The sequence below is a fragment of the Mycobacterium malmoense genome (assembly GCF_019645855.1).
In the GTDB taxonomy this organism is placed as follows: domain Bacteria; phylum Actinomycetota; class Actinomycetes; order Mycobacteriales; family Mycobacteriaceae; genus Mycobacterium; species Mycobacterium malmoense.
The window spans coordinates 1070855-1095572 of the sequence record NZ_CP080999.1 but is presented as its reverse complement, the minus strand read 5'-3'; the positions used below and the strand labels follow the sequence as shown (position 1 = coordinate 1095572).

25 protein-coding genes, 1 pseudogene and 1 riboswitch are annotated in these 24718 nt (G+C 68.5%); of the genes and pseudogenes, 19 read left to right on the top strand and 7 right to left on the bottom strand.

What is annotated here, in order from left to right:
* Positions 1-29 precede the first annotated feature (29 nt).
* On the top strand, positions 30-278 hold the full coding sequence (locus K3U93_RS05210; protein WP_083011513.1) for an AbrB/MazE/SpoVT family DNA-binding domain-containing protein: 249 nt from the start codon (positions 30-32) through the stop codon (positions 276-278).
* Positions 275-676, top strand: coding sequence for a type II toxin-antitoxin system VapC family toxin (locus tag K3U93_RS05205; RefSeq protein ID WP_083011514.1), 402 nt, complete (start codon positions 275-277; stop codon positions 674-676). The genes K3U93_RS05210 and K3U93_RS05205 overlap by 4 nt, the downstream gene beginning before the upstream one ends.
* Before the next feature lie 71 nt (positions 677-747).
* On the opposite strand, the gene K3U93_RS05200 is transcribed toward K3U93_RS05205, so the two are convergent.
* Genes K3U93_RS05200 through K3U93_RS05190 form a run of 3 tightly spaced genes read right to left on the bottom strand, consistent with a single transcriptional unit; the run spans position 748 to position 3508 of the window.
* A complete protein-coding gene (locus K3U93_RS05200) occupies positions 748-1830 on the bottom strand; it encodes an adenosine deaminase (protein WP_083011515.1) in 1083 nt (360 codons plus the stop codon).
* On the bottom strand, positions 1827-3113 hold the full coding sequence (locus K3U93_RS05195) for a thymidine phosphorylase (RefSeq protein WP_083011516.1): 1287 nt from the start codon (positions 3111-3113) through the stop codon (positions 1827-1829). The genes K3U93_RS05200 and K3U93_RS05195 overlap by 4 nt, the downstream gene beginning before the upstream one ends.
* Positions 3110-3508, bottom strand: coding sequence for a cytidine deaminase (locus K3U93_RS05190; protein ID WP_083011517.1), 399 nt, complete (start codon positions 3506-3508; stop codon positions 3110-3112). Before K3U93_RS05190 ends, K3U93_RS05195 begins: the two co-directional genes overlap by 4 nt.
* Positions 3509-3791: 283 nt before the next feature.
* Between K3U93_RS05190 and sdhC the strand changes: the two genes are divergently transcribed.
* The 8 genes and pseudogenes from sdhC to K3U93_RS05150 all read left to right on the top strand — a co-directional run bounded on the left by sdhC (position 3792) and on the right by K3U93_RS05150 (position 10122).
* The gene (gene sdhC, locus K3U93_RS05185) at positions 3792-4130 is read left to right on the top strand and encodes a succinate dehydrogenase, cytochrome b556 subunit (RefSeq protein ID WP_071513302.1); all 339 of its coding nucleotides are present in this window, start codon (positions 3792-3794) and stop codon (positions 4128-4130) included.
* Positions 4127-4597 carry a succinate dehydrogenase hydrophobic membrane anchor subunit gene (locus K3U93_RS05180; protein ID WP_083011519.1) on the top strand — a complete coding sequence of 157 codons (471 nt, stop codon included), beginning with the start codon at positions 4127-4129 and terminating at the stop codon, positions 4595-4597. Before sdhC ends, K3U93_RS05180 begins: the two co-directional genes overlap by 4 nt.
* Before the next feature lie 81 nt (positions 4598-4678).
* Positions 4679-6433, top strand: coding sequence for a succinate dehydrogenase flavoprotein subunit (sdhA, locus tag K3U93_RS05175; protein ID WP_083011520.1), 1755 nt, complete (start codon positions 4679-4681; stop codon positions 6431-6433).
* Positions 6433-7212 (top strand): succinate dehydrogenase iron-sulfur subunit, encoded by a 780-nt coding sequence (locus K3U93_RS05170; RefSeq protein ID WP_071513305.1) that lies wholly within the window; start codon positions 6433-6435, stop codon positions 7210-7212. Before sdhA ends, K3U93_RS05170 begins: the two co-directional genes overlap by 1 nt.
* A 96-nt stretch (positions 7213-7308) precedes the next feature.
* Positions 7309-7933, top strand: a pseudogene (locus K3U93_RS05165) (carboxymuconolactone decarboxylase family protein); the annotation flags it as partial.
* 9 nt (positions 7934-7942) lie between these two features.
* Complete coding sequence (locus K3U93_RS05160; protein WP_083011521.1) at positions 7943-8683, top strand: helix-turn-helix domain-containing protein; 741 nt, start codon at positions 7943-7945, stop codon at positions 8681-8683.
* Positions 8684-8729: 46 nt separating this feature from the next.
* Positions 8730-8975, top strand: a complete 246-nt coding sequence (locus K3U93_RS05155; protein ID WP_071513308.1) for a hypothetical protein — start codon at positions 8730-8732, stop codon at positions 8973-8975.
* Between the two features lie 43 nt (positions 8976-9018).
* A complete protein-coding gene (locus K3U93_RS05150) occupies positions 9019-10122 on the top strand; it encodes an alpha/beta hydrolase (RefSeq protein ID WP_071513309.1) in 1104 nt (367 codons plus the stop codon).
* On the opposite strand, the gene K3U93_RS05145 is transcribed toward K3U93_RS05150, so the two are convergent.
* Positions 10063-10968 (bottom strand): sigma-70 family RNA polymerase sigma factor, encoded by a 906-nt coding sequence (locus K3U93_RS05145; protein WP_071513310.1) that lies wholly within the window; start codon positions 10966-10968, stop codon positions 10063-10065. The genes K3U93_RS05150 and K3U93_RS05145 overlap by 60 nt on opposite strands.
* A 70-nt stretch (positions 10969-11038) precedes the next feature.
* Between K3U93_RS05145 and K3U93_RS05140 the strand changes: the two genes are divergently transcribed.
* From K3U93_RS05140 to nagA, 5 genes are all read left to right on the top strand, one after another.
* A complete protein-coding gene (locus K3U93_RS05140) occupies positions 11039-11362 on the top strand; it encodes a hypothetical protein (protein ID WP_139797112.1) in 324 nt (107 codons plus the stop codon).
* Between the two features lie 35 nt (positions 11363-11397).
* Complete coding sequence (locus K3U93_RS05135; protein ID WP_139797113.1) at positions 11398-12789, top strand: aspartate aminotransferase family protein; 1392 nt, start codon at positions 11398-11400, stop codon at positions 12787-12789.
* 143 nt (positions 12790-12932) lie between these two features.
* Positions 12933-14186 (top strand): D-alanyl-D-alanine carboxypeptidase DacB1, encoded by a 1254-nt coding sequence (dacB1, locus tag K3U93_RS05130; protein ID WP_071513313.1) that lies wholly within the window; start codon positions 12933-12935, stop codon positions 14184-14186.
* Positions 14183-15553, top strand: a complete 1371-nt coding sequence (locus tag K3U93_RS05125) for a sugar porter family MFS transporter (RefSeq protein WP_071513314.1) — start codon at positions 14183-14185, stop codon at positions 15551-15553. Before dacB1 ends, K3U93_RS05125 begins: the two co-directional genes overlap by 4 nt.
* Positions 15554-15567: 14 nt before the next feature.
* Positions 15568-16674 carry an N-acetylglucosamine-6-phosphate deacetylase gene (gene nagA / locus K3U93_RS05120; protein WP_420915402.1) on the top strand — a complete coding sequence of 369 codons (1107 nt, stop codon included), beginning with the start codon at positions 15568-15570 and terminating at the stop codon, positions 16672-16674.
* Here the strand turns inward: nagA and yhjD are convergent.
* Positions 16671-17699 (bottom strand): inner membrane protein YhjD, encoded by a 1029-nt coding sequence (yhjD, locus tag K3U93_RS05115; RefSeq protein ID WP_071513316.1) that lies wholly within the window; start codon positions 17697-17699, stop codon positions 16671-16673. The genes nagA and yhjD overlap by 4 nt on opposite strands.
* 10 nt (positions 17700-17709) lie before the next feature.
* The gene (gene trpS / locus K3U93_RS05110; RefSeq protein ID WP_071513317.1) at positions 17710-18729 is read right to left on the bottom strand and encodes a tryptophan--tRNA ligase; all 1020 of its coding nucleotides are present in this window, start codon (positions 18727-18729) and stop codon (positions 17710-17712) included.
* A gap of 101 nt (positions 18730-18830) precedes the next feature.
* On the opposite strand from trpS, the gene K3U93_RS05105 reads away from it, so the two are divergent.
* Positions 18831-19670 (top strand): alpha/beta fold hydrolase, encoded by an 840-nt coding sequence (locus K3U93_RS05105; RefSeq protein ID WP_083011530.1) that lies wholly within the window; start codon positions 18831-18833, stop codon positions 19668-19670.
* On the opposite strand, the gene K3U93_RS05100 is transcribed toward K3U93_RS05105, so the two are convergent.
* Complete coding sequence (locus tag K3U93_RS05100; RefSeq protein ID WP_071513318.1) at positions 19667-20896, bottom strand: NADP-dependent isocitrate dehydrogenase; 1230 nt, start codon at positions 20894-20896, stop codon at positions 19667-19669. The two genes, K3U93_RS05105 and K3U93_RS05100, sit on opposite strands and share 4 nt — an antisense overlap.
* A gap of 168 nt (positions 20897-21064) precedes the next feature.
* A riboswitch (SAM riboswitch) is annotated at positions 21065-21184 on the top strand.
* A gap of 178 nt (positions 21185-21362) precedes the next feature.
* Between K3U93_RS05100 and K3U93_RS05095 the strand changes: the two genes are divergently transcribed.
* The 3 genes from K3U93_RS05095 to K3U93_RS05085 are packed head-to-tail and all read left to right on the top strand — an operon-like array spanning position 21363 to position 24597.
* Positions 21363-22730: a bifunctional o-acetylhomoserine/o-acetylserine sulfhydrylase gene (locus tag K3U93_RS05095; protein ID WP_083011522.1), complete on the top strand. Its 1368-nt coding sequence runs from the start codon at positions 21363-21365 to the stop codon at positions 22728-22730.
* Between the two features lie 11 nt (positions 22731-22741).
* Positions 22742-23866 carry a homoserine O-acetyltransferase MetX gene (gene metX / locus K3U93_RS05090; protein WP_071513320.1) on the top strand — a complete coding sequence of 375 codons (1125 nt, stop codon included), beginning with the start codon at positions 22742-22744 and terminating at the stop codon, positions 23864-23866.
* Positions 23863-24597 carry a class I SAM-dependent methyltransferase gene (locus K3U93_RS05085; protein WP_083011523.1) on the top strand — a complete coding sequence of 245 codons (735 nt, stop codon included), beginning with the start codon at positions 23863-23865 and terminating at the stop codon, positions 24595-24597. Before metX ends, K3U93_RS05085 begins: the two co-directional genes overlap by 4 nt.
* Positions 24598-24718 lie beyond the last annotated feature (121 nt).

Genomic DNA, 24718 nt, shown 5'->3' with positions numbered 1-24718 from the left:
TTACCTCGAGGATCTAGTAAGGAGTTGCCGTGGACGCTGCGGCCAGGCTGACATCAAAGGGACAGGTGACCATCCCGAAGACGGTGCGTGACGCACTCGGTCTCAAAGAGGGCGACGACGTGATCTTCCGGGTGGAAGGCAATCGAGCGGTGCTGGCCCGGACACCAAACTTCCTCACCCTTGCCGAAACGATCCGGGTCCCGGCGGCGAAACGCAACGTCGCGTGGGATGAGGTGATCCGCCGCACCAGGGCCGCTCGAGCCGCAGACCGCCGTTGACCGCGATCATCGACACCAACGTCCTTGTTCGTCATCTGACCGGCGATCCGCCTGAAATGGCCGCCCGCGCCACGGCCTACCTCGAGACCGAGCGAGAGTTACTGCTGACCGACCTCATCGTGGCGGAGACGGTGTATGTGTTGGAGTCCTTTTACCAAGCGCCCCGTAGCCAAGTTGCCCAAACCATGAGATCGCTCATCGCATTCGACTCCATGGTGTGCGTGGACCCGGCGCTTCTTTTGCGTGCGATCGAGGTCTACGAGACCGACCGGGTCGACTTCGCCGAGGCATACCTGGTCGCATGCGCCGAAAGCACCGGGGTAAGTGAAGTAGCCTCTTACGGCCGATCCATCGACCGCATCACTACGATCAAACGGATTAAACCACCACCGGTCTGATCCGCACCCGCGCGCATAGCCACCGAACGCCAGAAACGTTGGGAAAGCTGCCATTTCGGACCGCCGCCGTTCTAACCGATCAACACCGCATACCGCGGCTTGATCACCTCGTCGATGATCGCCAGCCGCTCGTCGAACGGGATGAACGCCGACTTCATCGCGTTGATGGTGAACCGCTCGAGATCGCTCCACCCGTAACCGAAAGCCTCTACGAGTCGGTGCATTTCGAGGCTCATCGAGGTGTCGCTCATCAGCCGGTTGTCGGTGTTGACGGTCACCCGAAAGCGTGTGCGGGCCAGCAGATCGAACGGGTGGTCGGCAATGCTTTTGACCGCCCCGGTCTGCACGTTGGAGCTGGGGCACAGCTCCAACGGAATTCGCTTGTCCCGCAGGATCGATGCCAGCCTGCCGAGCCGCACTTCACCGTTGACGAGCACGTCGATGTCGTCGACGATGCGCACCCCGTGGCCCAGCCGGTCGGCGCCGCAGAACGCGATCGCCTCGTGGATGGACGGCAGCCCGAACGCCTCGCCGGCATGAATGGTGAAGCGCGCGTTGTTGTCTCGCATGTATTCGAAGGCGTCCAGGTGCCGCGTCGGCGGGTTGCCGGCCTCCGCCCCGGCGATGTCGAACCCGACGACTCCCCTATCCCGCCATCGGATCGCCAGCTCGGCGATCTCGCGGGACACCGCGGCGTGCCGCATGGCCGTGACCAACAGCCGCACCACAATCGGCCGGCCCGCGGCCACACACGCCTTCTCCCCGTCGGCGAAACCCGCCAGCACGGCATCGACGATCTCGTCGAAGGACAGCCCGCGGTCGATGTGCAGCTCGGGCGCGAATCGCACCTCGGCATAGACCACCGAATCGGCGGCCAGATCCTCCACGCATTCGCGGGCGACGCGATGCAGCGAATCGGGCGTCTGCATCACCGCCACCGTGTGCGAAAACGGCTCCAGGTAGCGCTCCAGCGAGCCGCTGTGCGACTGGGTGCGAAACCACGTCGCCAGCTCGTCGACGTCGGTGGTGGGCAGCCCGTCGTAACCGGTCCGGCCGGCAATGTCCACAACGGTCGCCGGGCGCAGCCCGCCGTCGAGGTGATCGTGCAGCAGGGCCTTGGGCGCTCGCCGGATCTGCTGCAGGTCCAGGGTCATCGGGTGATCCGATCGATAATCAGCGGCCGCGAAACCGGCTGTGCGTCGCCCACGCTGTAGCCGCCATGAAGCTCGGCCATCGCGGCGCCGAAGCGTTCGGGGGTATCGGTGTAGAGGGTGAACAGCGGCTCACCCGCCGCGACCGGCTCCCCGGGTCGGCGGTGAATCCGGATCCCGGCGCCCGGCTGCACCGGTTCGCCCGGACGGGACCTACCCGCGCCGAGCCGCCATGCCGCCAGCCCCACTGCCATCGCGTCGATATCGCCCATTGTGCCGCCCCGACCGGCGGTCACGGTCTCGGAACACGAACCGATTGGCAACGGTACCGACAAATCACCGCCCTGGGCCGCGACGAGCCGGCGGAATCGGTCCATCGCCGTGCCGTCGCGCAGCGTCTGGGCCGGATCGCGGTCGTCGATGCCGGCCAGCTCGAGCATCTCGGAGGCCAGCCGCAACGTCAGCTCCACCACGTCGGGCGGCCCGCCGCCGGCCAGCACCTCCAGCGACTCGGCGACCTCGAGGGCGTTGCCGACGGTCGCGCCCAGCGGGCGGTTCATGTCCGTCAGGAGCGCGCGGGTGGGCACCCCGTGCGCGGCGCCCAGCTCGATCATCGTGCGCGCCAGCTCCCGGCTCTGGGCCTCCGAGGCCATCAGCGCCCCGGACCCGACCTTCACGTCGAGCACCAGCGCGCCCGCCCCCTCGGCCAGCTTCTTGCTCATCACCGAGCTGGCGATCAGCGGCAGCGACTCGACGGTGGCGGTGACGTCGCGCAGCGCGTACAGCTTGGCGTCGGCCGGCGCCAGCTCGCCGGCGGCGAAGATGGCCGCGCCGACGTCGCGAAGTTGGTCGCGCACGCGCCGGTTGGACAGCTCGGCGGTGAACCCGGCAATGGAGTCCAGCTTGTCCAGGGTGCCGCCGGTGTGCCCGAGCCCACGGCCCGACGCCTGGGGCACCGCCGCGCCGCAGGCGACGACGACGGGCACCAACGGCAGCGTGATCTTGTCCCCGACCCCTCCGGTCGAGTGCTTGTCGACGGTCGCCAAGCGCAGATCGCTGAAATCCAAACGCTTTCCGGACGCCAGCATCGCCGTCGTCCACCGGGCGATCTCGCCGCGGTCCATGCCGCGCAACAGGATCGCCATCAACAGTGCCGACATCTGTTCCTCGGCGACCCGGCCGTCGGTATACGCGCCGATGACCCAGTCGATCGCGGCATCGGACAACCGGCCGCCGGCGCGCTTGGTCCTGATCACCGTCGGTGCGTCGAATGCGAAGTCCGTCAAGAACGTTCCCGGGGAAGATCGGCACCGAAGGCGTCGGGCAACAGCTCGCCGAGCCGGCGGGGCCCGGCCGGATGATCGACCAACAGCCCGGGGCCGCCGTGCTCCAGGAGCACCTGACGGCATCGTCCGCACGGCATCAGCGGCGATCCTTGCCCGTCCACGCACGCCAGCGCAATCAATCGGCCCCCACCGGTCGAATGCAGGGCGCTCACCACACCGCATTCGGCACAGAGACCAAGGCCATATGAGACATTTTCCACATTGCAACCGGTGACCACACGGCCGTCGTCGACCAGCGCGGCCGCGCCCACGGGGAACCGCGAGTACGGCGCATAGGCTCCGGCCATCGCCTGAATCGCTTTGTGCCGCAGCACATTCCAATCGATATCAGGCATACCCGCAACAACCCCGCTCGCCGAATGGGCTCACTTAAGTAAGCCACCCTAACCCGGACGCGACGCGGTTTTGGCTCGAACCGAGCGGTACCGCCGCGCATCTGGACCGGGATAAGCTCGATTGCCCGGCTTTAAGTTTCCTGCGGCAACACGATTATGAGCGGTTTTGAAGGCGGTGAGGACTGGGGTGAGCACGCAGACGACTACCGCGGACCCGGCAACACGGCAGGGAGCGTCGCGCAAGCGCCGACCACCCCGAACCCTGTATCGGGGGGATCCCGGCATGTGGTCGTGGGTGCTGCACCGCATCACCGGCGCGACGATCTTCTTCTTCCTGTTCGTGCACGTCTTGGACACCGCCCTGGTGAGGGTGAGCCCGCAGGCCTACAGCGAGGTGATCTCGACCTACAAGACCCCGATCGTGGGCCTGATGGAATTCGGTCTGGTCGCCGCGGTGGGATTCCACGCGCTGAACGGGATCCGGGTCATCCTGATCGACTTCTGGTCGCAGGGCCCCCGCTACCAACGGCTGATGTTGTGGATCATCGGCGTCGTCTACCTGCTGCTCATGGTGCCGGCGGCGGTGGTGCTGGGCATCCACATGTGGGAGCACTTCCGATGAGCAGCCCCGACCTTCAGCTCAGCCGGGGGCAGGTCGCGCCGGTGCGGCAGCGCAGCCACGACCGCCCCGCCAGCCTGGACAATCCCCGCTCGCCGCGGCGGCGCGCCGGCATCCCCAACTTCGAGAAATTCGCGTGGCTGTTCATGCGGTTTTCCGGCATCGCGCTGGTGTTCCTGGCGATCGGGCACCTGTTCATCATGCTGATGTGGGATGACGGCGTCTACCGCATCGACTTCAACTACGTGGCGCAGCGCTGGGCGTCGCCGTTCTGGCAGTTCTGGGACCTGGCGCTGTTGTGGCTGGCGGAGCTGCACGGCGGCAACGGCCTGCGCACCATCATCGACGACTACAGCCGCAAGGACAGCACCCGGTTCTGGCTCAACAGCCTGCTGTTGCTCTCGATGGGGTTCACGCTGGTGCTGGGCACCTACGTGTTGCTGACCTTCGATCCGAATATCGGAGGCTGACATGTTTGCGCCACCTCTCCCCCGCAAGCGGGCGGTACCCCCACCTCATCGCTCCGCTCTGCATCGTCGGAGGCTGATGAGGTGATCCAGCAACACCGATACGACGTGGTGATCGTGGGGGCGGGCGGCGCCGGGATGCGGGCGGCCGTCGAGGCCGGTCCGCGGGTGCGCACCGCGGTGCTGACCAAGCTCTACCCGACGCGTAGCCACACCGGCGCCGCGCAGGGCGGCATGTGCGCCGCTTTGGCCAACGTCGAGGACGACAACTGGGAATGGCACACGTTCGACACCGTCAAGGGCGGCGACTACCTCGCCGACCAGGACGCGGTGGAGATCATGTGCCGCGAGGCCATCGACGCGGTGCTGGACCTGGAGAAGATGGGGATGCCGTTCAACCGCACCCCCGAGGGCCGCATCGACCAGCGCCGCTTCGGCGGGCACACCCGCGACCACGGCAAGGCCCCGGTGCGCCGGGCCTGCTACGCCGCCGACCGCACCGGCCACATGATTTTGCAGACCCTGTATCAGAACTGCGTCAAGCACGACGTGGAGTTCTTCAACGAGTTCTACGCGCTGGACCTGGTTTTGACGCAGACGCCGAGCGGCCCGGTGGCCACCGGTGTGATCGCCTACGAGCTGGCGACGGGCGAGATCCACGTCTTCCACGCCAAGGCCGTCGTGATCGCGACCGGCGGTTCGGGCCGGATGTACAAGACCACCTCCAACGCGCACACGCTGACCGGCGACGGCATCGGGATCGTCTTTCGCAAGGGACTTCCCTTGGAGGACATGGAGTTTCACCAGTTCCATCCGACCGGCCTGGCCGGCCTGGGCATCCTGATCTCCGAGGCCGTGCGCGGCGAGGGCGGCCGGCTGCTCAACGGCGAGGGCGAGCGATTCATGGAGCGCTACGCCCCGACGATCGTCGACCTGGCGCCCCGGGACATCGTCGCGCGCTCAATGGTTTTGGAGGTCTTGGAGGGCCGCGGCGCCGGCCCGCACAAGGACTACGTCTACATCGACGTCCGCCACCTCGGCGAGGACGTGCTGGAGGCCAAGCTGCCCGACATCACCGAGTTCGCCCGCACCTACCTGGGCGTGGACCCGGTGCACGAGCTGGTTCCCGTCTACCCGACGTGCCATTACCTGATGGGCGGCATCCCGACCACCGTCACCGGACAAGTGTTGCGGGACAACACTTCCGTCGTTCCGGGGCTGTACGCGGCCGGTGAGTGCGCGTGCGTGTCGGTGCACGGCGCCAACCGGCTGGGCACCAACTCGCTGCTGGACATCAACGTCTTCGGCCGCCGGGCCGGCATCGCCGCCGTTCACTACGCGCGGGGCCACGACTTCGTCGACATGCCGCCGGAGCCGGCGGCGATGGTGATCGGCTGGGTGGGCGACATCCTCTCCGAGCATGGCGACGAACGCGTCGCCGACATCCGCGGCGCGCTGCAGCAGTCGATGGACAACAACGCCGCGGTGTTCCGCACCGAGGAGACGCTGAAGCAGGCTTTGACGGACATCCACGCGCTGAAGGAGCGCTATTCCCGAATCACCGTGCACGACAAGGGAAAGCGCTTCAACAGCGACCTGCTGGAGGCCATCGAGCTGGGCTTTCTGCTGGAGCTGGCCGAGGTCACCGTGGTGGGCGCGTTGAACCGCAAGGAATCCCGCGGCGGCCACGCCCGCGAGGACTATCCGAACCGCGACGACGTGAACTACATGCGCCACACGATGGCTTATAAGCAGGGCACCGACCTGCTCAGCGACATCGCGCTGGACTTCAAGCCCGTCGTGCAGACCCGCTACGAACCCAAGGAACGGAAGTACTGATGGCCTCGGAGAGTCCCGACCCGCCCTTGCCGCCGGTCCCCGAGGGGGCGGTGATGGTGACCGTGAAGATCGCCCGGTTCAACCCCGACGAGCCCGACCGGTTCGCCAAAACCGGTGGCTGGCAAAGCTTTCGGGTGCCCTGCCTGCCCAGCGACCGGCTGCTCAACCTGCTCATCTACATCAAGAGCTACCTGGACGGGACGCTCACCTTCCGTCGCTCCTGCGCCCACGGGGTGTGCGGGTCGGACGCCATGCGCATCAACGGCGTCAACCGGCTGGCCTGCAAGGTGCTGATGCGCGACCTGCTGCCCGCCAAGCGAGGCAAGCCGCTCACCGTCACCGTCGAGCCGATCCGCGGGCTGCCCGTGGAGAAGGACCTCGTGGTCGACATGGAGCCCTTCTTCGACGCCTACCGGGCGGTGAAGCCCTACCTGATCACCAGCGGCAACCCCCCGACGCGGGAACGCATCCAGAGCCCGACCGACCGCGCCCGCTACGACGACACCACCAAGTGCATCCTGTGCGCGGCCTGCACCACCAGCTGCCCGGTGTTCTGGAGCGAGGGCAGCTACTACGGTCCCGCGGCGATCGTCAACGCGCACCGCTTCATCTTCGACAGCCGCGACGAGGCCGCCGCCGAGCGCCTCGACATCCTCAACGAGGTCGACGGCGTGTGGCGGTGCCGGACCACGTTCAACTGCACCGAATCCTGCCCGCGCGGCATCGAAGTCACCAAGGCGATCCAGGAGGTCAAGCGCGCGCTGATGTTCTCGCGCTGACCCCCCTTTTTTGGCCGCGAGCGTGCGCAGTTGTACGTCCGCGCGCGGCGTGTCGTGTACAAACACGCACGCTCGCGGCAAAAGGGGGCAACGGGGTGCCCGTCACATGTTGGCGGGCCGTCTCGTCTTCAGGGGTATGACACAGAAAACCCGCATCGAGCCCCTGCCCCCGAAGCGCGCCGGACTGCTGACCCGCGTCATGTACCGGGTGGCCAAGCGGCGCTACGGCCAGGTTCCCGAGCCGTTCGCCGTCGCCGCGCACCACCGCAAGCTGATGATCGCCGGCGCCGTGCACGAGACCATGCTCGACCGGGCGTCGACAACGCTGCCCGTCAGCGTCCGCGAACTCGCGGTGTTGTGGACCGCGCGCGCCATCGGCTGCTCGTGGTGCGTCGACTTCGGCTCCATGCTGCAGCGCCTCGACGGCCTCGACATGGCACGCCTCAAGGAGATCGACAATTACGCCACCTCAACGGCTTTCACCGACGACGAGCGCGCCGCCATCGCCTACGCCGACGCGATGACCACCGACCCGCACACCGTCACCGACGAACAGGTCGCCGACCTGCGGGCCCGCTTCGGCGATGCCGGGGTGATCGAGCTGACGTATCAGATCGGCGTGGAGAACATGCGGGCGCGGATGAACACCGCGCTGGGCATCACCGAGCAGGGCTTCAATTCCGGTGACGCGTGCCGCATCCCGTGGGTCACCGCGAGCTAAAGTGGCGGCATGCGCATGTGGGACCTCGGGCCGGGTCGGCTCATGGTTGCCGGTGCGTTCGCCGACCTTGCCCTCCACCATCACCCCGCGGTCCAGGTCACACTCGGCGGACAGGGTCCGTTAACGATTACCCGCGACGGCAAGGCGCACGACGTGTGCCGGCTGGTCGTGGTCGGCAGCGGGGCGCGCCATGCGGTGCGGTCGGATTCGGGATCCGGGGCGTTGACGCTGTACTTCGGGCTGCAGACGCCGGAGGGCGTCGCGCTGAATGCGTTGGCGCGTCACGGTGTCCGGATCGTCGACGACGGACACGGCCTGGCCGAGGCGACGGCCGCGTCGCTGGACGCGCATGGCCCGCGCGCCGCGGCCGAATTCCTCGTCGGCGAGCTGTGCGGCATGGAAGGCCAACGCTCGCGGCCCGTTCACCCGCAGCTGCGGCGGGCGATCGAAGTCGTGTCGAGCCGGGTGCCGGACCACGTCGACGTGGCATCGGTCGCGGGCGCCGTGGCGCTGTCACCCGATTACCTCGGGCGGCTGTGCAAGCAGCAGGCCGGCGTGTCGTTCTCGGCCACGATCCGCTGGGAGCGGCTGGTGACCGCCGTCGGCCACCTCGTCGACGGTCGCTCCGTCACCGACGCCGCGCACCTGGCCGGGTTCGCCGACGGGTCGCACGCCAACAGGGTGTGCTGGGAGATGACCGGGGCAGCGCCGCGCGACTTCGCGCAAGCGGTTCGCGAATCCCGGATCTGACGGATCCGTACAAGCGTCCCCGCCGGGATTGGCCCACGCTTGGGGCATGCCCGCGATGTCACGGTTCAAACGCGCCTTCTGCTGCGGCGCCCTGTGGCGTTCCGGCAGCGCCACCATCGCGCGGGGGCTCCGCGCCCAGCGGCTGGGCTACGACGTTCTGGAAATCGGTTCCGGCAGTGAATCCGTTGCCCGGCAGGTTCTCTCGCGGAATCCCGAACTCGCTTGGGTCGCAATAGATATCGACCCACATATGACGCGTCAGCGAAGCGGTCGCGGCTTCTCGGCCACGTGATGCGGTTCGCCGCATGCAAAAACCAGCGAACGGAGGAATTCTCATGGCAACACCATTAGGCGTCCGCGCCAAAGCCGCGGTGGTCCGCGGCCTCTTCGCGTCACCCAGGCCGATCCGCCGGTGGTTGGCGGGCGCGCCGCTGCGGATCGACGGGCAGGAACTGGACCTCGACGCACAGCTCGCCATCCGTCTCAAAAACGCCTCGGGCTCCGACGTTTTCGCCGGGCCCATCGGCAAGGCCCGGGCGCGATATGACGAGCTTCCGCGTCTCATCGGCTACGAACCGCCGGCGCCCGTCGCGGTTCGGGAGATCATCATGCCCGCCGAGCACGGCGACATCCCGGCCACCCTGTACACCCCCACGGACGCGCCGGAGCCCTCCGGGCTGCTGGTATATACCCACGGCGGCGGGTTCTCGGTCGGCTCACGGCGGAGCCACGACCCCGTCGCCCGGTATTTGGCACACCACGCCGGCGTGCGGGTGCTGTCGGTCGACTACCGGCGCGCGCCCGAGCACCCGTTCCCCGCCGCCGTGGACGACGCGCTCGACGCGTTCGATCATGCGCACCGCCACGCCACCGACCTCGGTGTGGATCCCGACCGCATCGCGGTCGGGGGCGACAGCGCCGGCGGCAATCTCGCGGCCGTGACCGCGCAGCAGGCGGTGCGGCGCGGCGGTCCGGTCCCGGCGTTTCAGCTGCTGATGTATCCCCCGACAGACCTCGGCACGCGCCGGCCTTCGCACGACCTGTTCGCGGAAGGCTCGACATTCACGGACCGGGACCTCCAGTGGGCGATGGCTAACTACATACCGCCGGGAATCGATCTGAGCGATCCGCGGCTGTCGCCGCTGCACGGCGAGGTCAACGGCCTGCCGCCCGCCTACATCGCCAGCGCTGGTTTCGATCCCATCCGCGACGACGGTGTCGCGTACGCGGACAAGCTGCGGGCCGCTGGGGTGCCGGTGGCGCTGAGCCGCCAGCCCGACCTGCCGCACGGCTACCTCAACTTCGTCGGCCTCGGCGGCCGGTGCGTCGAAGCGGCGAGCGAAGCGGCCGGCGCCCTGCGACTCGGCCTCGCCGTGGGTTCAGGATCGCCGGCCCAAGGGAGAGCCGGTGAACTTGTCGGGATTGGCGATATCCCATAGGGCGCAGACCTTTCCGTCGCGCACCGTCACCGCCGTGATCCGCGGGCGCATCTCGCGGTAGCCATCTGCACCGGGGAAGCCGGCCGTGTAGACGCCCAGTTCGCCGTTGACCAGGCCGAGCTGGTAGGTCGTGAACATCGCCGGGCCATAGCGTTTCGCAAGGCCGAGCATGAACCGGACCACCTTGTCCGCCCCGTGGATGACGTGAACCGCCGTGGGCGCCTTGCCATTCGAATCGCCGGTGAAGGTCACGTCGGGGTGCAGCAGCGTCACCACGGTCTCCAGGTCGCCGGCGGCCATGGCGGCCATCAAGCGGCCGACCACCTCGTCGTGCGACGGATCGGGCTCGGGCGGCGGCTGCGCGGTGACGGCCTTGCGGGCCCGCGACGCCAGCTGGCGGGCGGCGGTCTCGCTGGTTCCCAGCACCCCGGCCACCTCCGCGAAGGGCACGGCGAACCCGTCGTGCAGCACGAACGCGACCCGCTGATCGGGGGACAGTCGCTCCAGCACCACCATCGCCGCGAACCGCGCATCCTCACGGGCCACCACGGCGGACAGCGGATCCGCCTGGTCGAACCCGGTGACCACCGGCTCGGGCAGCCAATTGCCGGTATACGTCTCGCGGCGATGCGCGGCCGAGCGCAGCTTGTCCAATCCGAGCCGGCTCACCACGGTGGTCAGCCAGGCCCGCACGTCGGCGATGGCTTTGTCCTGCCCGTCCCAACGCAACCAGGCTTCCTGGACGATGTCCTCGGCGTCGGCCACGGTCCCGGTCAGCCGGTAGGCGACCGCCATCAGATGCGGCCGCAACGCCTCGAAGTCGTCGACTCGCTGGGCGGTGGACATAACGCCAGCCTACGAACCGGCGCCAGATCGTGGGTTCACGCGCGGCGGAATTCGATAACGTCGTAGCTAGTTGCGGGAGGGAAACCCCATGGGCCAGGTGGCGGTGTTCGGCGTCGCGAAGGTGGCGGCGCTCGCCGCGCTGCTCGCCATACCCGCGGCGGGCGCGGCCGTGTCGGCACATGCCGAGCCCGGGCCCCCCGATCCCGGCTATTGCACCACTCACTCCATGGATGCCGGCTGTCCGATCACGAGCCCGGCCGATCCGCGCTGCAACGCCAACCCCGCGGCGGCGGGTTGCATGGGTGGCGCTCCCATCGGTCCCGCCGATCCGCGCTGCATCGCGATGCCCACCGGCGTGTGCGCGGGCGGCCCGTACGACCCCACCCCACGGTGACTTCCGGACTCTAACCCGACGAACCTGGGGGCGGGATCACCCCATGCGGCCCGCGTACGAGCCGAACGGTCCCCGAAAAGCGCAGTGGCGTTACGCTCGCAAACGATATGACCGACCACCTGTGGCTGCACTTCGCCCGGCACGGCCCGGGGATCGCGCCGCCGATCATCACCCGCGGCGAGGGCGTCACCATCTTCGACGACCGCGGCAAGGCCTACCTGGACGGGCTGTCCGGGCTGTTCACGGTGCAGGTCGGCCACGGCCGTGCTGAACTCGCCGAGGTCGCCGCCCGGCAGGCGAGCACGCTGGCGTTCTTCCCGCTGTGGGGATACGCCACCCCGACCGCGATCGAGCTCGCCGAGCGCCTCGCACACTACGCGCCGGGCGACCTGAACCGGGTGTTCTTCACCACCGGCGGCACCGAGGCCGTCGAGACCGCGTGGAAGGTGGCCAAGCAGTACTTCAAGCTCGTCGGCAAACCCGGTAAGCACAAGGTGATTTCGCGGTCGATCGCCTACCACGGCGCCACCCAGGGCGCGCTGGCGATCACCGGGCTGCCGCGCTACAAGGCGCCGTTCGAGCCGGTGACTCCGGGCGGCTTTCGGGTGCCCAACACCAACTTCTACCGCGCGCCCGAACCATTCGCCACCGACGCGAAAGCCTTCGGGCAGTGGGCCGCCGACCGGATCGCCGAGGCGATCGAGTTCGAAGGGCCCGAGACCGTCGCCGCGGTGTTCCTGGAGCCGGTGCAGAACGCGGGCGGCAGCATCCCGCCTCCCCCAGGCTATTTCGAGCGGGTACGCCAGATCTGCGACTCCTACGACGTGCTGCTGGTCTCCGACGAGGTGATCTGCGCGTTCGGCCGGATCGGGTCGATGTTCGCCTGTGACGACGTCGGCTACGTGCCGGACATGATCACCTGCGCCAAGGGCATGACGTCGGGCTACTCGCCGATCGGCGCCATGATCGCCAGCGAGCGGTTGTTCGAGCCGTTCAACGACGGCGAAACCATGTTCCCGCACGGCTATACGTTCGGCGGGCACCCGGTGTCGGCCGCCGTCGCGCTGGCCAATCTCGACATCTTCGAGCGCGAGGGCCTCAACGCTCACGTCAAGGAGCACGCGCCCGCATTCCGCGCCACCCTGGAGAAGCTGTACGACCTGCCCATCGTCGGCGACGTCCGCGGCGAGGGCTACTTCTACGGCGTCGAACTGGTCAAGGACCGGGCGACCAGGCAAACCTTCGACGACGACGAGCGCGGGGCGCTGCTGCCCCGGGTCTCGTCGGCGCTGTTCGAGGCCGGGCTCTATTGCCGCACCGACGACCGCGGCGATTCCGTCATCCAGCTGGCGCCGCCGCTGATCAGCGGGCAGGCGGAGTTCGACACCATCGAAGCCACCGTGCGCGGCGTGCTCGAACAACTCTGACCGCGAGACTGCAACTAGCGACCCGTTTCGCGAGTAACGCCGTCGTGGAACGCAGTTTCGCGGCACGGGTAAGTAACTTCCGTCCCACCAGTCACAGCGCGGCTCCCGGGAATCCGGCCGTAGATCGCCTACTCTCCACTCACATGGCCCGCTCAAGAGCTCTCGTACGTTCCACATCGTGCCTGGCAGCGGCGGCTTTCATGATCGCCGCTCCGGCCGCGCTGGGCGTGCCCAGCGGGAAGGCCGAACCCGGCCCCGGACCCAACGCCGGACCGGCGAACTGCCCGTACAGGGTGACCACCCCGCCGGCGGTGGATTCGTCGGAGGTTCCCACGGCCGGTGACCCGCCGATCCCGCTGGCGGTGCCCCCCAAGCCGGTCGGCGGCGAGGCCCTGAGCAGCTGCGGCGTCGTGGCCGCGCCCGGCACGCCGCCGCTGCCGGGCGACGTCTCCGCCGACGCGTGGCTGGTGGCGGACCTGGACAGCGGCGCGGTGATCGCGGCCAAGGATCCGCACGGCCGCCACCGCCCGGCCAGCGTCATCAAGGTGCTGGTCGCGATGGCCTCCCTCAACACGCTGCCGCTCAACAAGTCCGTCCAGGGAACCGACGAGGACGCGGCCGCCGAGGGCACCAAGGTGGGCGTCAACGCCGGCGGCACCTACACCGTCAACCAGCTGCTGCACGGGCTGCTGATGCACTCCGGCAACGACGCCGCCCACGCGCTGGCCATGCAGCTCGGCGGGATGCAGACGGCGCTGGAGAAGATCAACGTGCTGGGCGCCAAGCTCGGTGGCCGAGACACCCGGGTGGCGACGCCGTCCGGGCTGGACGGGCCCGGCATGAGCACGTCGGCCTACGACGTCGGCCTGTTCTACCGCTACGCCTGGCAGAACCCCACCTTCGCCGACATCGTCGCGACGCGCACCTTCGAGTTCCCCGGCCACGGCGACCATCCCGGCTACGAGCTGGAAAACGACAACCAGCTGCTCTACAAGTATCCCGGCGCGCTGGGCGGCAAGACCGGCTACACCGACGACGCCGGCCAGACCTTTGTGGGCGCGGCCAACCACGACGGGCGACGGCTGGTGGCGGTGCTGCTGCACGGGACCCGGCAGCCGATCGCCCCGTGGGAGCAGGCGGCGCACCTGCTGGACTACGGGTTTTCCACCCCGCAGGGCACGCAGGTCGGCACGCTGATCGAACCCGATCCCGCGCTGATGCCGACCAAGCACGACGGTGCCGCCGCCCGGCAGGGCGCCGGCGCCCAGGCCGCCGGGATCATGCCGTCGGCCGACGCGCTGCCAGTGCGGGTGGGCGTGGCCGTCGTCGGCACGATCATCGTGTTTAGTTTGATCATGGTCGCACGCTCGATGAACCGCCGACCCCAGCACCGGTGAGATCGCGGCCCGCGCGGTCGCGGGGCCTGCTGGTTGGGCTCACCGCCGCCGGCGTCGGCGTCATCTACGGCTACGACCTGTCCATCATCGCCGGCGCGCAGCTGTTCGTCACCGAGGATTTCGGGCTCACGACACGGCAGCAAGAACTGCTGACGACGATGGTGGTGATCGGGCAGATCGCCGGAGCGCTCGGTGCCGGCGTGCTCGCCAACGCGATCGGACGCAAGAGGTCGATGGTGGGAATCCTCGTCGCTTACGCGATGTTCGCGCTGCTGGGTGCGCTCTCGCCCGCGCTGCCGATGCTGCTGGCGGCGAGATTCCTGCTGGGCCTGACCATCGGCGTGACGGTGGTGGTCGTCCCGGTATACGTGGCGGAATCGGCGCCGGCGGCGGTGCGCGGCTCGCTGCTGACGGCCTATCAACTGGCGATCGTCAGCGGACTCATCATCGGCTACCTGACCGGCTATCTGTTGGCGGGCACCCACGGCTGGCGATGGATGCTGGGGCTGGCCACCGTGCCGGCAATGCTGTTGCTGCCCTTGGTGATTCGGCTGCCCGATACGGCCCGGTGGTATCTGCTCAAGGGCCGGGCCGACGACGCCCGCGCCGCGCTGCTGCGCGCCGAGCCCGCCGCGAACGTCGACGAGGAGCTTGCCGAGATGGCAACCGCCCTGGGCGAAGGTGGCGGCGGCCTGTCCGAGATGCTGCCGGAAATGTTTCGAAGGCCATACCTGCGCGCCACCGTCTTCGTGATCACGCTCGGCTTCCTGATCCAGATCACCGGCATCAACGCGATCATCTATTACAGCCCCCGAATATTCGAAGCCATGGGCTTCACCGGCAATTTCGCGCTGCTGGCCCTGCCGGCGCTGGTTCAGGTCGCCGGCTTGGCGGCCGTGGGCGCCGCGCTGCTGCTCGTCGACCGGCTGGGCCGGCGCCCAATCCTGTTGTCCGGCATCGCCATGATGATCGCCGCCGACGTCGTCCTGATAGCGGTGTTCGCCCAGGGTCTCGGCGGCGCGATTCTCGGGTTCGCCGGCATACTGCTGTTCATCATCGGCTACACCCTGGGTTTCGGCTCCCTGGGCTGGGTATACGCGAGCGAAAGCTTCCCCACCCGGCTGCGGTCCCTCGGCTCGAGCACGATGCTCACCTCCAACCTCGTGGCCAACGCCATCGTCGCCGCCGTTTTTCTGACCCTGCTGCATTCCCTAGGCGGCGCAGGGACTTTCGCGGTGTTCGCGGTTCTCGCGGTGGTCGCCTTCGGCTTCGTCCACCGGTACGCGCCGGAGACCAAGGGACGCCAGCTCGAGGACATCCGGCACTTCTGGGAAAACGGTGGGCGGTGGGAAAACCCGTGCCCTTGATCGGCGCCGGAACCATGGTGCTCGACGGGCGGGTCGGCCGGCCGGGATGGCTGGCGACGTCCGGCGGGCGGATCGAGGCGTGCGGGGTTGGCGCACCGCCTGGGCCGATCGATGCGGATTTCCCCGATTGCGTTGTGGTTCCCGGCTTTGTCGACATGCACGTGCACGGCGGTGGCGGGGCCTCCTACACCGACGCCGACGGCATCGGCGCCGCCGCGGAATTTCACCTGCGGCACGGCACCACCACGACGCTAGCCAGCCTGGTCACCGCGTCGCCGGCGGAGCTGATCGCCGGGGTGCGCGCGCTCGCCGCGGCCACCCGGCGGGGCACCGTCGCGGGCATCCACCTGGAGGGTCCCTGGCTGAGCCGGGCGCGCTGCGGGGCGCACGACCCCACCCTGATGCGCGACCCCGATCCCGCCGAGATCGACGCGGTGCTCGCCGCCGCCGACGGCGCGATCCGGATGGTCACGCTGGCACCCGAATTGCCGGGCGCCGACGCGGCGATCCGGCGTTTTCGGGACGCGGGTGTCGTTGTGGCCCTGGGCCATACCGACGCGACCTACGCCCAGACCAAACGCGCCATCGCCGCGGGCGCCACCGTCGGCACCCATCTGTTCAACGCGATGCCGCCGCTGCACCACCGCGAGCCGGGACCGGCGCTCGCGTTGCTGCAGGACCCGGGGGTGACCGTCGAACTCATCGCCGACGGCGTGCACGTGCACCCGGCCGTCGTGCGCGCGGTGATCGGGGCCGCGGGGCCCGACCGGGTCGCCGTCATCACCGACGCCGTCGCCGCGGCCGGCTGCGCCGACGGCGCGTTTCGGCTCGGCCCGGTGCCGATCGACGTCGCATCCGGTGTGGCGCGGGTGCGCGGAACCTCCACGATCGCCGGCAGCACCGCCACCATGGATCGGCTCTTCCGCAACGTGGCCGGGCCCGGCTTCGACGATGCGGCACTGGCCGCGGCCGTCCAGATGACCTCGGCGACACCGGCCCGCGCCCTCGGGCTCGAGCGGGTGGGGGCCCTACGGGTGGGCACCGACGCCAACCTTGTTGTGCTGGACCGTGATTTGCGGATCAAGGCCGTCATGGTCAACGGCCGGTGGGCGGGCGACTAGCGGATCCGGCGGGTGAGCCGGGAAAACGTCAGCGCGCCAACGGCTCCCACGGCCATCGCGGTCAGCGTCTGGCGTGCGCTCAGCCCCTCCTCCAGCCGCACCCGCGGGGCGATGACCACGGGCGGCGGAGGGTCGACGGGCTTGGCGCGCGGGTCATCGGAAGCGGTGGCGGCCCAGGCGGTGGCGAACAGGACGAGATAGGCGGTGATGTAAGAGAACACCATCAAGCCCAGCACCGGCCCGAACGTGGCGCCCGCCGGGCTGCGCACCACCTCCTGCAAGTAGATCGACCCCACCTGCTTGAACAGCTCGAAGCCGATCGCCGCCATCAGCCCGGCCCGCATCGAGTCGACCAGGCCGACCTTCTCGCGCGGCAGCCGGGCGATCATCCAGGTGAACAACATCCACGACACCAGCAGCGACACCAATATCGAAACGCCCCGGAAGATCTCGTCGAACACCGAAAACTCCGGTATTCCAAGCCATCTCAGTATCGCGGCCATCGGCCCGGCGTGGCCGAGCGTGGTGAGGGCGATGGTGGCGAGGATCACCACGAACGTCCCCAGCATCGCGATCAGGTCGGACATCTTGGTGCGCACGAAACCCGGTGAGTCAAAACGCTGCTCCCACCACATCTCGGTCACCGCCGCCCGCAGGTGCGATATCCAGCCCAGGCCCGCCCAGGCCGCGGTGGCCAGGCCGATGACACCGACCGACGCCCGCGCGTCGATCGCCGAGTTCATCAGGTCGACCAGCTGCTGCCCCAAAGCACCCGACACCGCGGACCGGATGCGGTGGTCGATCGTGCTCAGCAGCTGGGGCCGGCGCGACAGCACGACTCCGAACACCGCGAAACCGACCATTAGCAAAGGAAATAGCGCGAAGATCGTGTAGTAGGTGAGGCCGGCCGCGAAGAAGCCGCCGTTGCGGTCGTCGAAGCGCCGGTAGGCGCGCATGACGTGGTCGAGCCATCCGAACCGGGCCCGCAGCCGATCGAGGATCCCTGGCCTGGCCGGTTCGGTCATGTGAAACGTGCTACCTCCGTTGCGGAAGGAACCCCAGCCGATCGTAGACCCGCCGGACCGTTTTCCCGGCGACATCCTCGGCGCGCTCCGCCCCGGTCGCCAGCACAGCCTCCAATTCGGTGCGGTCGGCTAGCAATTCGTCGACCCGGGCCTTGATCGGGCCGACGAACTCGACGACGGCCTCGGCGGTGTCCTTCTTCAGGTCGCCGTAGCCGTGCCCGGCGTAACCCTCGACGAGCTTGTCGATGCCGACGCCGGTGACCGCCGACTGGATGGTCAGCAGGTTGGACACGCCCGGCTTGGCGTCGGCGTCGAAGCGGATCTCGCGCTCGCTGTCGGTCACGGCCGAGCGAATCTTCTTGGCGGACAACGCCGGATCGTCGAGCAGGTTGATCAACCCGGCATCGGTGGACGCCGACTTGCTCATCTTCGACGTCGGGTCCTGGAGGTCGTAGATCTTGGCGGTGGCCCTGGGAATGAGCACGTCGGGAACCACGAAGGTGTCCGGGAAGCGGGCGTTGAACCGCTGCGCGACGTCGCGGGCCAGCTCGAGGTGCTGGCGCTGGTCCTCACCGACGGGCACCAGATCGCTGTCGTAGGCCAGCACGTCGGCGGCCTGCAACACCGGGTAGGTGAACAGGCCCACGGTGGTCGCGTCGCTGCCGTGACGCGTCGACTTGTCCTTGAACTGCGTCATCCGCGATGCCTGCCCGAAGCCGGTGAAGCAACCCAGCACCCACGCCAACTGGGTGTGGGCGGGCACGTGACTCTGCACGAAGACGGTGGCGCGGCCGGGGTCGATGCCCAGCGCCAGGTATTGCGCGGCGGTGACCAGGGTCCGGCGCCGCAGCGCCTCGGGGTCCTGCGCGACGGTGATGGCGTGCAGGTCCACCACGCAGAAAAACGCGTCATGGTCGTCTTGCAGCGCGACCCACTGGGTGATGGCGCCCAGGGCGTTACCCAGGTGGAGCGAATCGGAGGTGGGCTGCACGCCGGAGAAAATTCGGCTGGATCCGGTAGCGGTGCTCATGATGACCCGATCTTTTCACGCGGGGCCGGCGGGCCGCCCGAAGACCGGTCGTTGCTTGCGGTACCGGCGGTATCACCTTTAGTGTCGGCGGTATGGGGAACATGGCGACTCGTCCGCCGATCCACCTCGGTTCGGGGGAGCCGGTCCTGCTGCTGCACCCGTTCCTGCTGTCCCAGACGGTGTGGGAGACGGTGGCCCGGCAACTGGCCGACACCGGCCGGTACGAGGTGTTCGCCCCGACGATGGCCGGCCACAACGGCGGACCGCCGCCCGGCACCTGGTTCCTGTCCTCCGCGGTGCTGGCCGATCACGTCGAGCGCCAGATGGACGAACTGGGCTGGGATACCGCCCACATCGTCGGCAACTCACTGGGCGGTTGGGTCGCGTTCGAGCTGGAGCGGCGCGGACGGGCCCGCAGCGTCACCGGCATCGCCCCGGCGGGCGGCTGGACGCGCTGGAGCCCGGCCAAGTTCGAGGTGATCGCCAAGTTCGTCCTGGGCATTCCGCTGTTGGCGCTGGCCTGGCTGTTCGGGCCACGGGTGCTGCGCCTGCCGTCCAGCCGCCGGTTGGCCACCTACGCGCTCAGCGCGTCGCCGGGCGGGGTCAGCGACGCCGACCTGCTCGGCTGCGTCGACGACGTCGCCCACTGCCCGGCCTACTTCCAGCTGCTGGTCAAGGCGCTGCTGCTGCCCGGACTGCGCGAGCTCGCGCAGAACGCCGTCCCGGCGCACCTGGTGATCTGCGGAAAGGATCGGGTGATCCCCGCGCCTAGGTTCACCAGGCACTTCACCGACCACCTGCCCGACGACCACAAGGTCACCGTGCTCGACGGCGTCGGGCACGTTCCGATGTTCGAGGCGCCGCAACGCGTCACCGACGTGATCACCGGTTTCATCGAGCAGTGCTACCCGTCGTCGGGCCGCCACCAGTCCACGGGCTAGTTGGCTAGAGTCTTCTCCAGGTTTTCGGCGATGGAGTTGAGGAATTCCTCGCTGTTCTGCCATTCCTGGTCAGGTCCGATGAGGATGGCGAGGTCCTTGGTCATCTTGCCGCTCTCGACGGTTTCGATGACGACCCGTTCCAGGGTTTGGGCGAACTCGATCACTTCGGGAGTGTTGTCCAGTTTGCCGCGGTGTTGCAGCCCCCGGGTCCAGGCGAAGATCGAGGCGATCGGGTTCGTCGAGGTCGGTTTGCCGGCCTGGTACTGCCGGAAGTGGCGGGTGACGGTGCCGTGCGCGGCCTCGGCCTCCACCGTCTTGCCGTCGGCCGTCATCAGCACCGACGTCATCAGCCCCAGCGAGCCGTAGCCCTGCGCGACGGTGTCGGACTGGACGTCGCCGTCATAGTTCTTGCAGGCCCACACGTAGCCGCCCTCCCACTTGAGGCAGGCCGCGACCATGTCGTCGATCAGCCGATGCTCGTAGAACAGCCCTTCGGCTTCGAACTTGTCCTTGAATTCCTCGTCGTAGATGCGCTGGAACTCGTCCTTGAACATGCCGTCGTAGGCCTTGAGGATGGTGTTCTTGGTGGACAGGTACACCGGCCATTTGGCGTTCAGGCCGTACGCGAAGGACGCGCGGGCGAAATCGCGGATCGAGTCCTTGAAGTTGTACATCCCCATCACGACGCCGCCGTCCTCGGGGATGGACACCACCTCGTGCACCATCGGCTCGCTGCCGTCGGCGGGCGTGAACGTCAACGTGACGGTGCCCGGCTTGTCGACCTTGAAGTTCGTCGCCCGGTACTGGTCACCAAAAGCGTGGCGGCCGATGACAATTGGCTTGGTCCAGCCCGGAACCAGCCGCGGCACATTCGAGATCACGATCGGCTCGCGGAAGATGGTGCCGCCCAGGATGTTCCGGATCGTCCCGTTGGGCGACAGCCACATCTTCTTCAGGTTGAATTCCTGGACGCGGGCCTCGTCGGGGGTGATGGTCGCGCACTTGACGCCCACGCCGTGCTTCTTGATGGCATAGGCCGCGTCGATCGTCACCTGGTCGTCGGTGCGGTCGCGGTGCTCGATGCCCAGGTCGTAGTACTCCAGGTTGATGTCGAGATGCGGCAGGATCAGCATGTCCTTGATGAGCTTCCAGATGACGCGGGTCATCTCGTCACCGTCGAGCTCTACTACCGGGCCTTTGACTTTGATCTTGCCTTCGTTGGACATCTGCGTCCGAATCCTCCAGCCGTGGGGGGCGCGTGGGTGAGCGGTTGCTCGTGAGGCCAGCCTACAAGGAGGCTTCATCGTGCTCTCACGGAAGGTGAGGGCTCGGAGTCGGCTCAGAATTGGCTCGGAATTGGCAAGGACTCGGTGCGATGCGATAAGCTGCACATCGGTCATGAGCGCCAGCGTCAAGCCCCGGCTTGCTGGCCGGCAACCCTCCAACCGCGGTGGGGTGCCCCGGGTGATGACCAGGTTGAGTAGCCACAACGGGCTATCCGGCAAGCGCGGGTCCGCCATGACGGGCCCCTGAGCAGACAGGGAAACGTGATGCGCATTCACCAAGCCCATTCGCGTCTCATCGTGTGTCGGCGCTAGCCGACTGCCATCGGCTGACGTCATCGGCGATGGCGTCCCGGTTGGCTGCCAGCGCCCCGTTACCCGATTCATCCCGTGACAGAAAGCACCGCTCATGAGCGCCGATAGCAACACCGACAGCGATCCCACAGCGCATTGGTCGTTCGAAACGAAGCAGGTTCACGCCGGCCAGCAACCCGACCCGACCACCAACGCCCGCGCCCTGCCGATCTACCAGACCACGTCCTACACCTTCGACGACACCGCGCACGCCGCCGCCCTATTCGGGCTGGAGATCCCGGGCAACATCTACACCCGGATCGGCAACCCGACCACCGACGTCGTCGAACAACGCATCGCCGCGCTCGAGGGCGGCGTCGCCGCGCTGTTCCTGAGTTCCGGGCAGGCCGCTGAGACATTCGCCATACTGAACCTCGCCGGTGCCGGCGATCACATCGTCTCCAGCCCGCGGCTCTACGGCGGCACTTATAACCTGTTCCACTATTCGCTGCCCAAGCTCGGCGTCGAGGTTTCCTTCGTCGAGGATCCCGACGATCTGGACTCGTGGCAGGCCGCGGTGCGGCCCAACACCAAGGCGTTCTTCGGCGAGACCATCTCCAACCCGCAGATCGACGTGCTGGACACTCCCGGGGTCGCCGGGGTCGCCCACGCCAACGGTGTGCCGCTGATCGTCGACAACACCATCGCCACGCCCTACCTGATCCAGCCGTTCACCCAGGGCGCCGACATCGTGGTGCACTCGGCGACCAAGTACCTGGGCGGGCACGGCGCCGCGATCGCGGGCGTCATCGTCGACGGCGGCACCTTCGACTGGACGCAGGGCCGCTTCCCCGGGTTCACCACGCCCGACCCCAGTTACCACGGCGTGGTGTACGCCGAGCTGGGACCGCCGGCGTACGCGCTCAAGGCGCGCGTGCAACTGCTGCGCGACTATGGTTCGGCCGCTTCGCCGTTCAACGCGTTCCTGGTGGCCCAGGGCCTGGAAACGCTGAGCCTGCGCATCGAGCGTCACGTCGCCAACGCGCAACGGGTCGCCGAGTTTTTGGCCGGCCATGACGGCGTGCTGTCGGTCAACTACGCGGGACTGCCCAGCTCGCCGTGGTATGAGCGGGCAAAGAGGCTGGCGCCCAAGGGAACCGGGGCCGTGCTGGCGTTCGAGCTGGCCGGCGGCGTCGAGGCCGGCAAGGCGTTCGTGAACGCGCTGAAGCTGCACAGTCACGTCGCCAACATCGGCGACGTGCGTTCCCTGGTGATCCACCCGGCGTCGACCACCCACGCCCAGCTGAGCCCGGAAGAGCAGCTGACCACCGGCGTCAGCCCGGGGTTGGTGCGGCTGGCCGTCGGGATCGAGGGCATCGACGACATCCTGGCCGACCTGGAGCTCGGCTTCGCCGCGGCGCGCAAGTACGGCGCCGAAGCGGCCGGAGCCACCGGCGACCCGCAAGCCGTGGCGGCGTTCTGAGGGGTTCCGACATGACGATCTCCGACGTCCCGACCCAGACGCTGCCGGCCGAAGGCGAAATCGGCCTTGTCCACATCGGCTCGCTGACCACCGAGAGCGGCGCGGTGATCGACGACGTATGCATCGCCGTTCAGCGCTGGGGCGAGTTGTCGCCGACGCGTGACAACGTGGTGGTGGTGCTGCACGCCCTCACCGGTGACTCGCACATCACCGGACCCGCCGGACCCGGGCACCCCACCCCCGGCTGGTGGGACGGGGTGGCCGGACCGGGCGCGCCGATCGACACCGACCGCTGGTGCGCGGTGGCCACCAACGTGCTGGGCGGCTGCCGCGGCTCGACCGGGCCCAGCTCGCTCGCCCGGAATGGAAAGCCTTGGGGCTCAAGGTTTCCGCTGATTTCGGTGCGCGACCAGGTGGAGGCCGACGTCGCCGCGCTGGCCGCCCTGGGCATCGATCAGGTCGCCGCCGTCGTCGGCGGATCCATGGGCGGCGCAAGGGCTTTGGAGTGGATGGTCGGGCACCCGGACCGGGTCCGGGCCGGGCTGCTGCTCGCGGTCGGTGCGCGCGCCACCGCCGACCAGATCGGCACCCAGACCACTCAGATCGCGGCCATCAAGGCCGACCCGAACTGGCAGGGCGGCGACTACCACGACACCGGGCGTCGGCCCGACGCCGGCCTGGCGATCGCCCGCCGCGTCGCCCACCTGACCTACCGCGGCGAGGTCGAGCTCGACACCCGGTTCGCCAACGACGGCCAGGGCGACGAAGACCCGGCGAACGGCGGCCGCTACGCGGTGCAGAGCTACCTGGAGCACCAGGGCGACAAGCTGCTGGCCCGTTTCGACGCGGGCAGCTACGTGATCCTGACCGAGGCGCTGAACAGCCACGACGTCGGCCGCGGGCGCGGCGGGGTCGCCAACGCCCTGCGCGGGTGCCCGGTACCGGTGGTGGTCGGTGGCATCACCTCCGACCGGCTCTACCCGCTGCGCCTGCAGGAGGAGCTGGCCGAGCTGCTGCCGGGCTGCACCGGCCTGCGTGTCGTCGACTCCATTTGCGGGCACGACGGCTTCCTGGTGGAGTCCGAGGCGGTCGGCGAATTGATCCGCAAGACGCTTGACGTGGCCGGCTCACCGTGACCCGCTCCAGGCACGACCGCTCCCTCTCGTTCGGCTCGGCGGCCGCCGCCTACGAGCGTGGCCGCCCCTCGTATCCGCCGGAGGCGATCGACTGGTTGTTGCCGCGCGGCGCGCGCAACGTGCTCGACCTGGGTGCGGGCACCGGCAAGCTGACCACCCGGCTGGTGGAGCGCGGCCTGGACGTGGTGGCCGTCGACCCGATTCCCGACATGCTGGAGGTGCTGCGTACCTCGTTGCCGGAGACGCGTGCGCTGCTGGGCACCGCGGAAGGGATTCCGTTGGAAGACAACAGTGTTGACGCGGTGCTGGTCGCCCAGGCGTGGCACTGGGTGGATCCCGAGCGGGCGATTCCCGAGGTGGCCCGCGTGCTACGACCCGGCGGGCGGCTGGGCCTGGTGTGGAACACCCGCGACGAACGGCTGGGCTGGGTGCGCGAGCTGGGCCAGATCATCGGTTCGGACGGCGACCGGGGCCGCTTCGACTTAACGCTGTCCCCGACGTTCACCGAGCCCGAGCGCCATCAGGTCGAGTGGACGAATTACCTTACGCCGCAAGCGTTGATCGACCTGGTGGCGTCCCGCAGTTACTGCATCACCTCGCCGACCGAGGTCCGCACCAGAACACTCGACCAGGTGCGCGAGTTGCTGGCCACCCATCCGGCGCTGGCGAATTCGACCGGCTTGGCGCTGCCCTATGTCACCGTGTGCATCAGGGCAACGCTGGCCGGGTGACGGTTTAAGCCGTGTTCGTTAGTTAGGCCGCGGCCAGGTTTGACTGTGAATCCTGGGCTTCGCGTGTGAACGCTGGGCGGAAAAACCGGCCGGGTCCCGCCACTGGAGCACACTCAAAGCC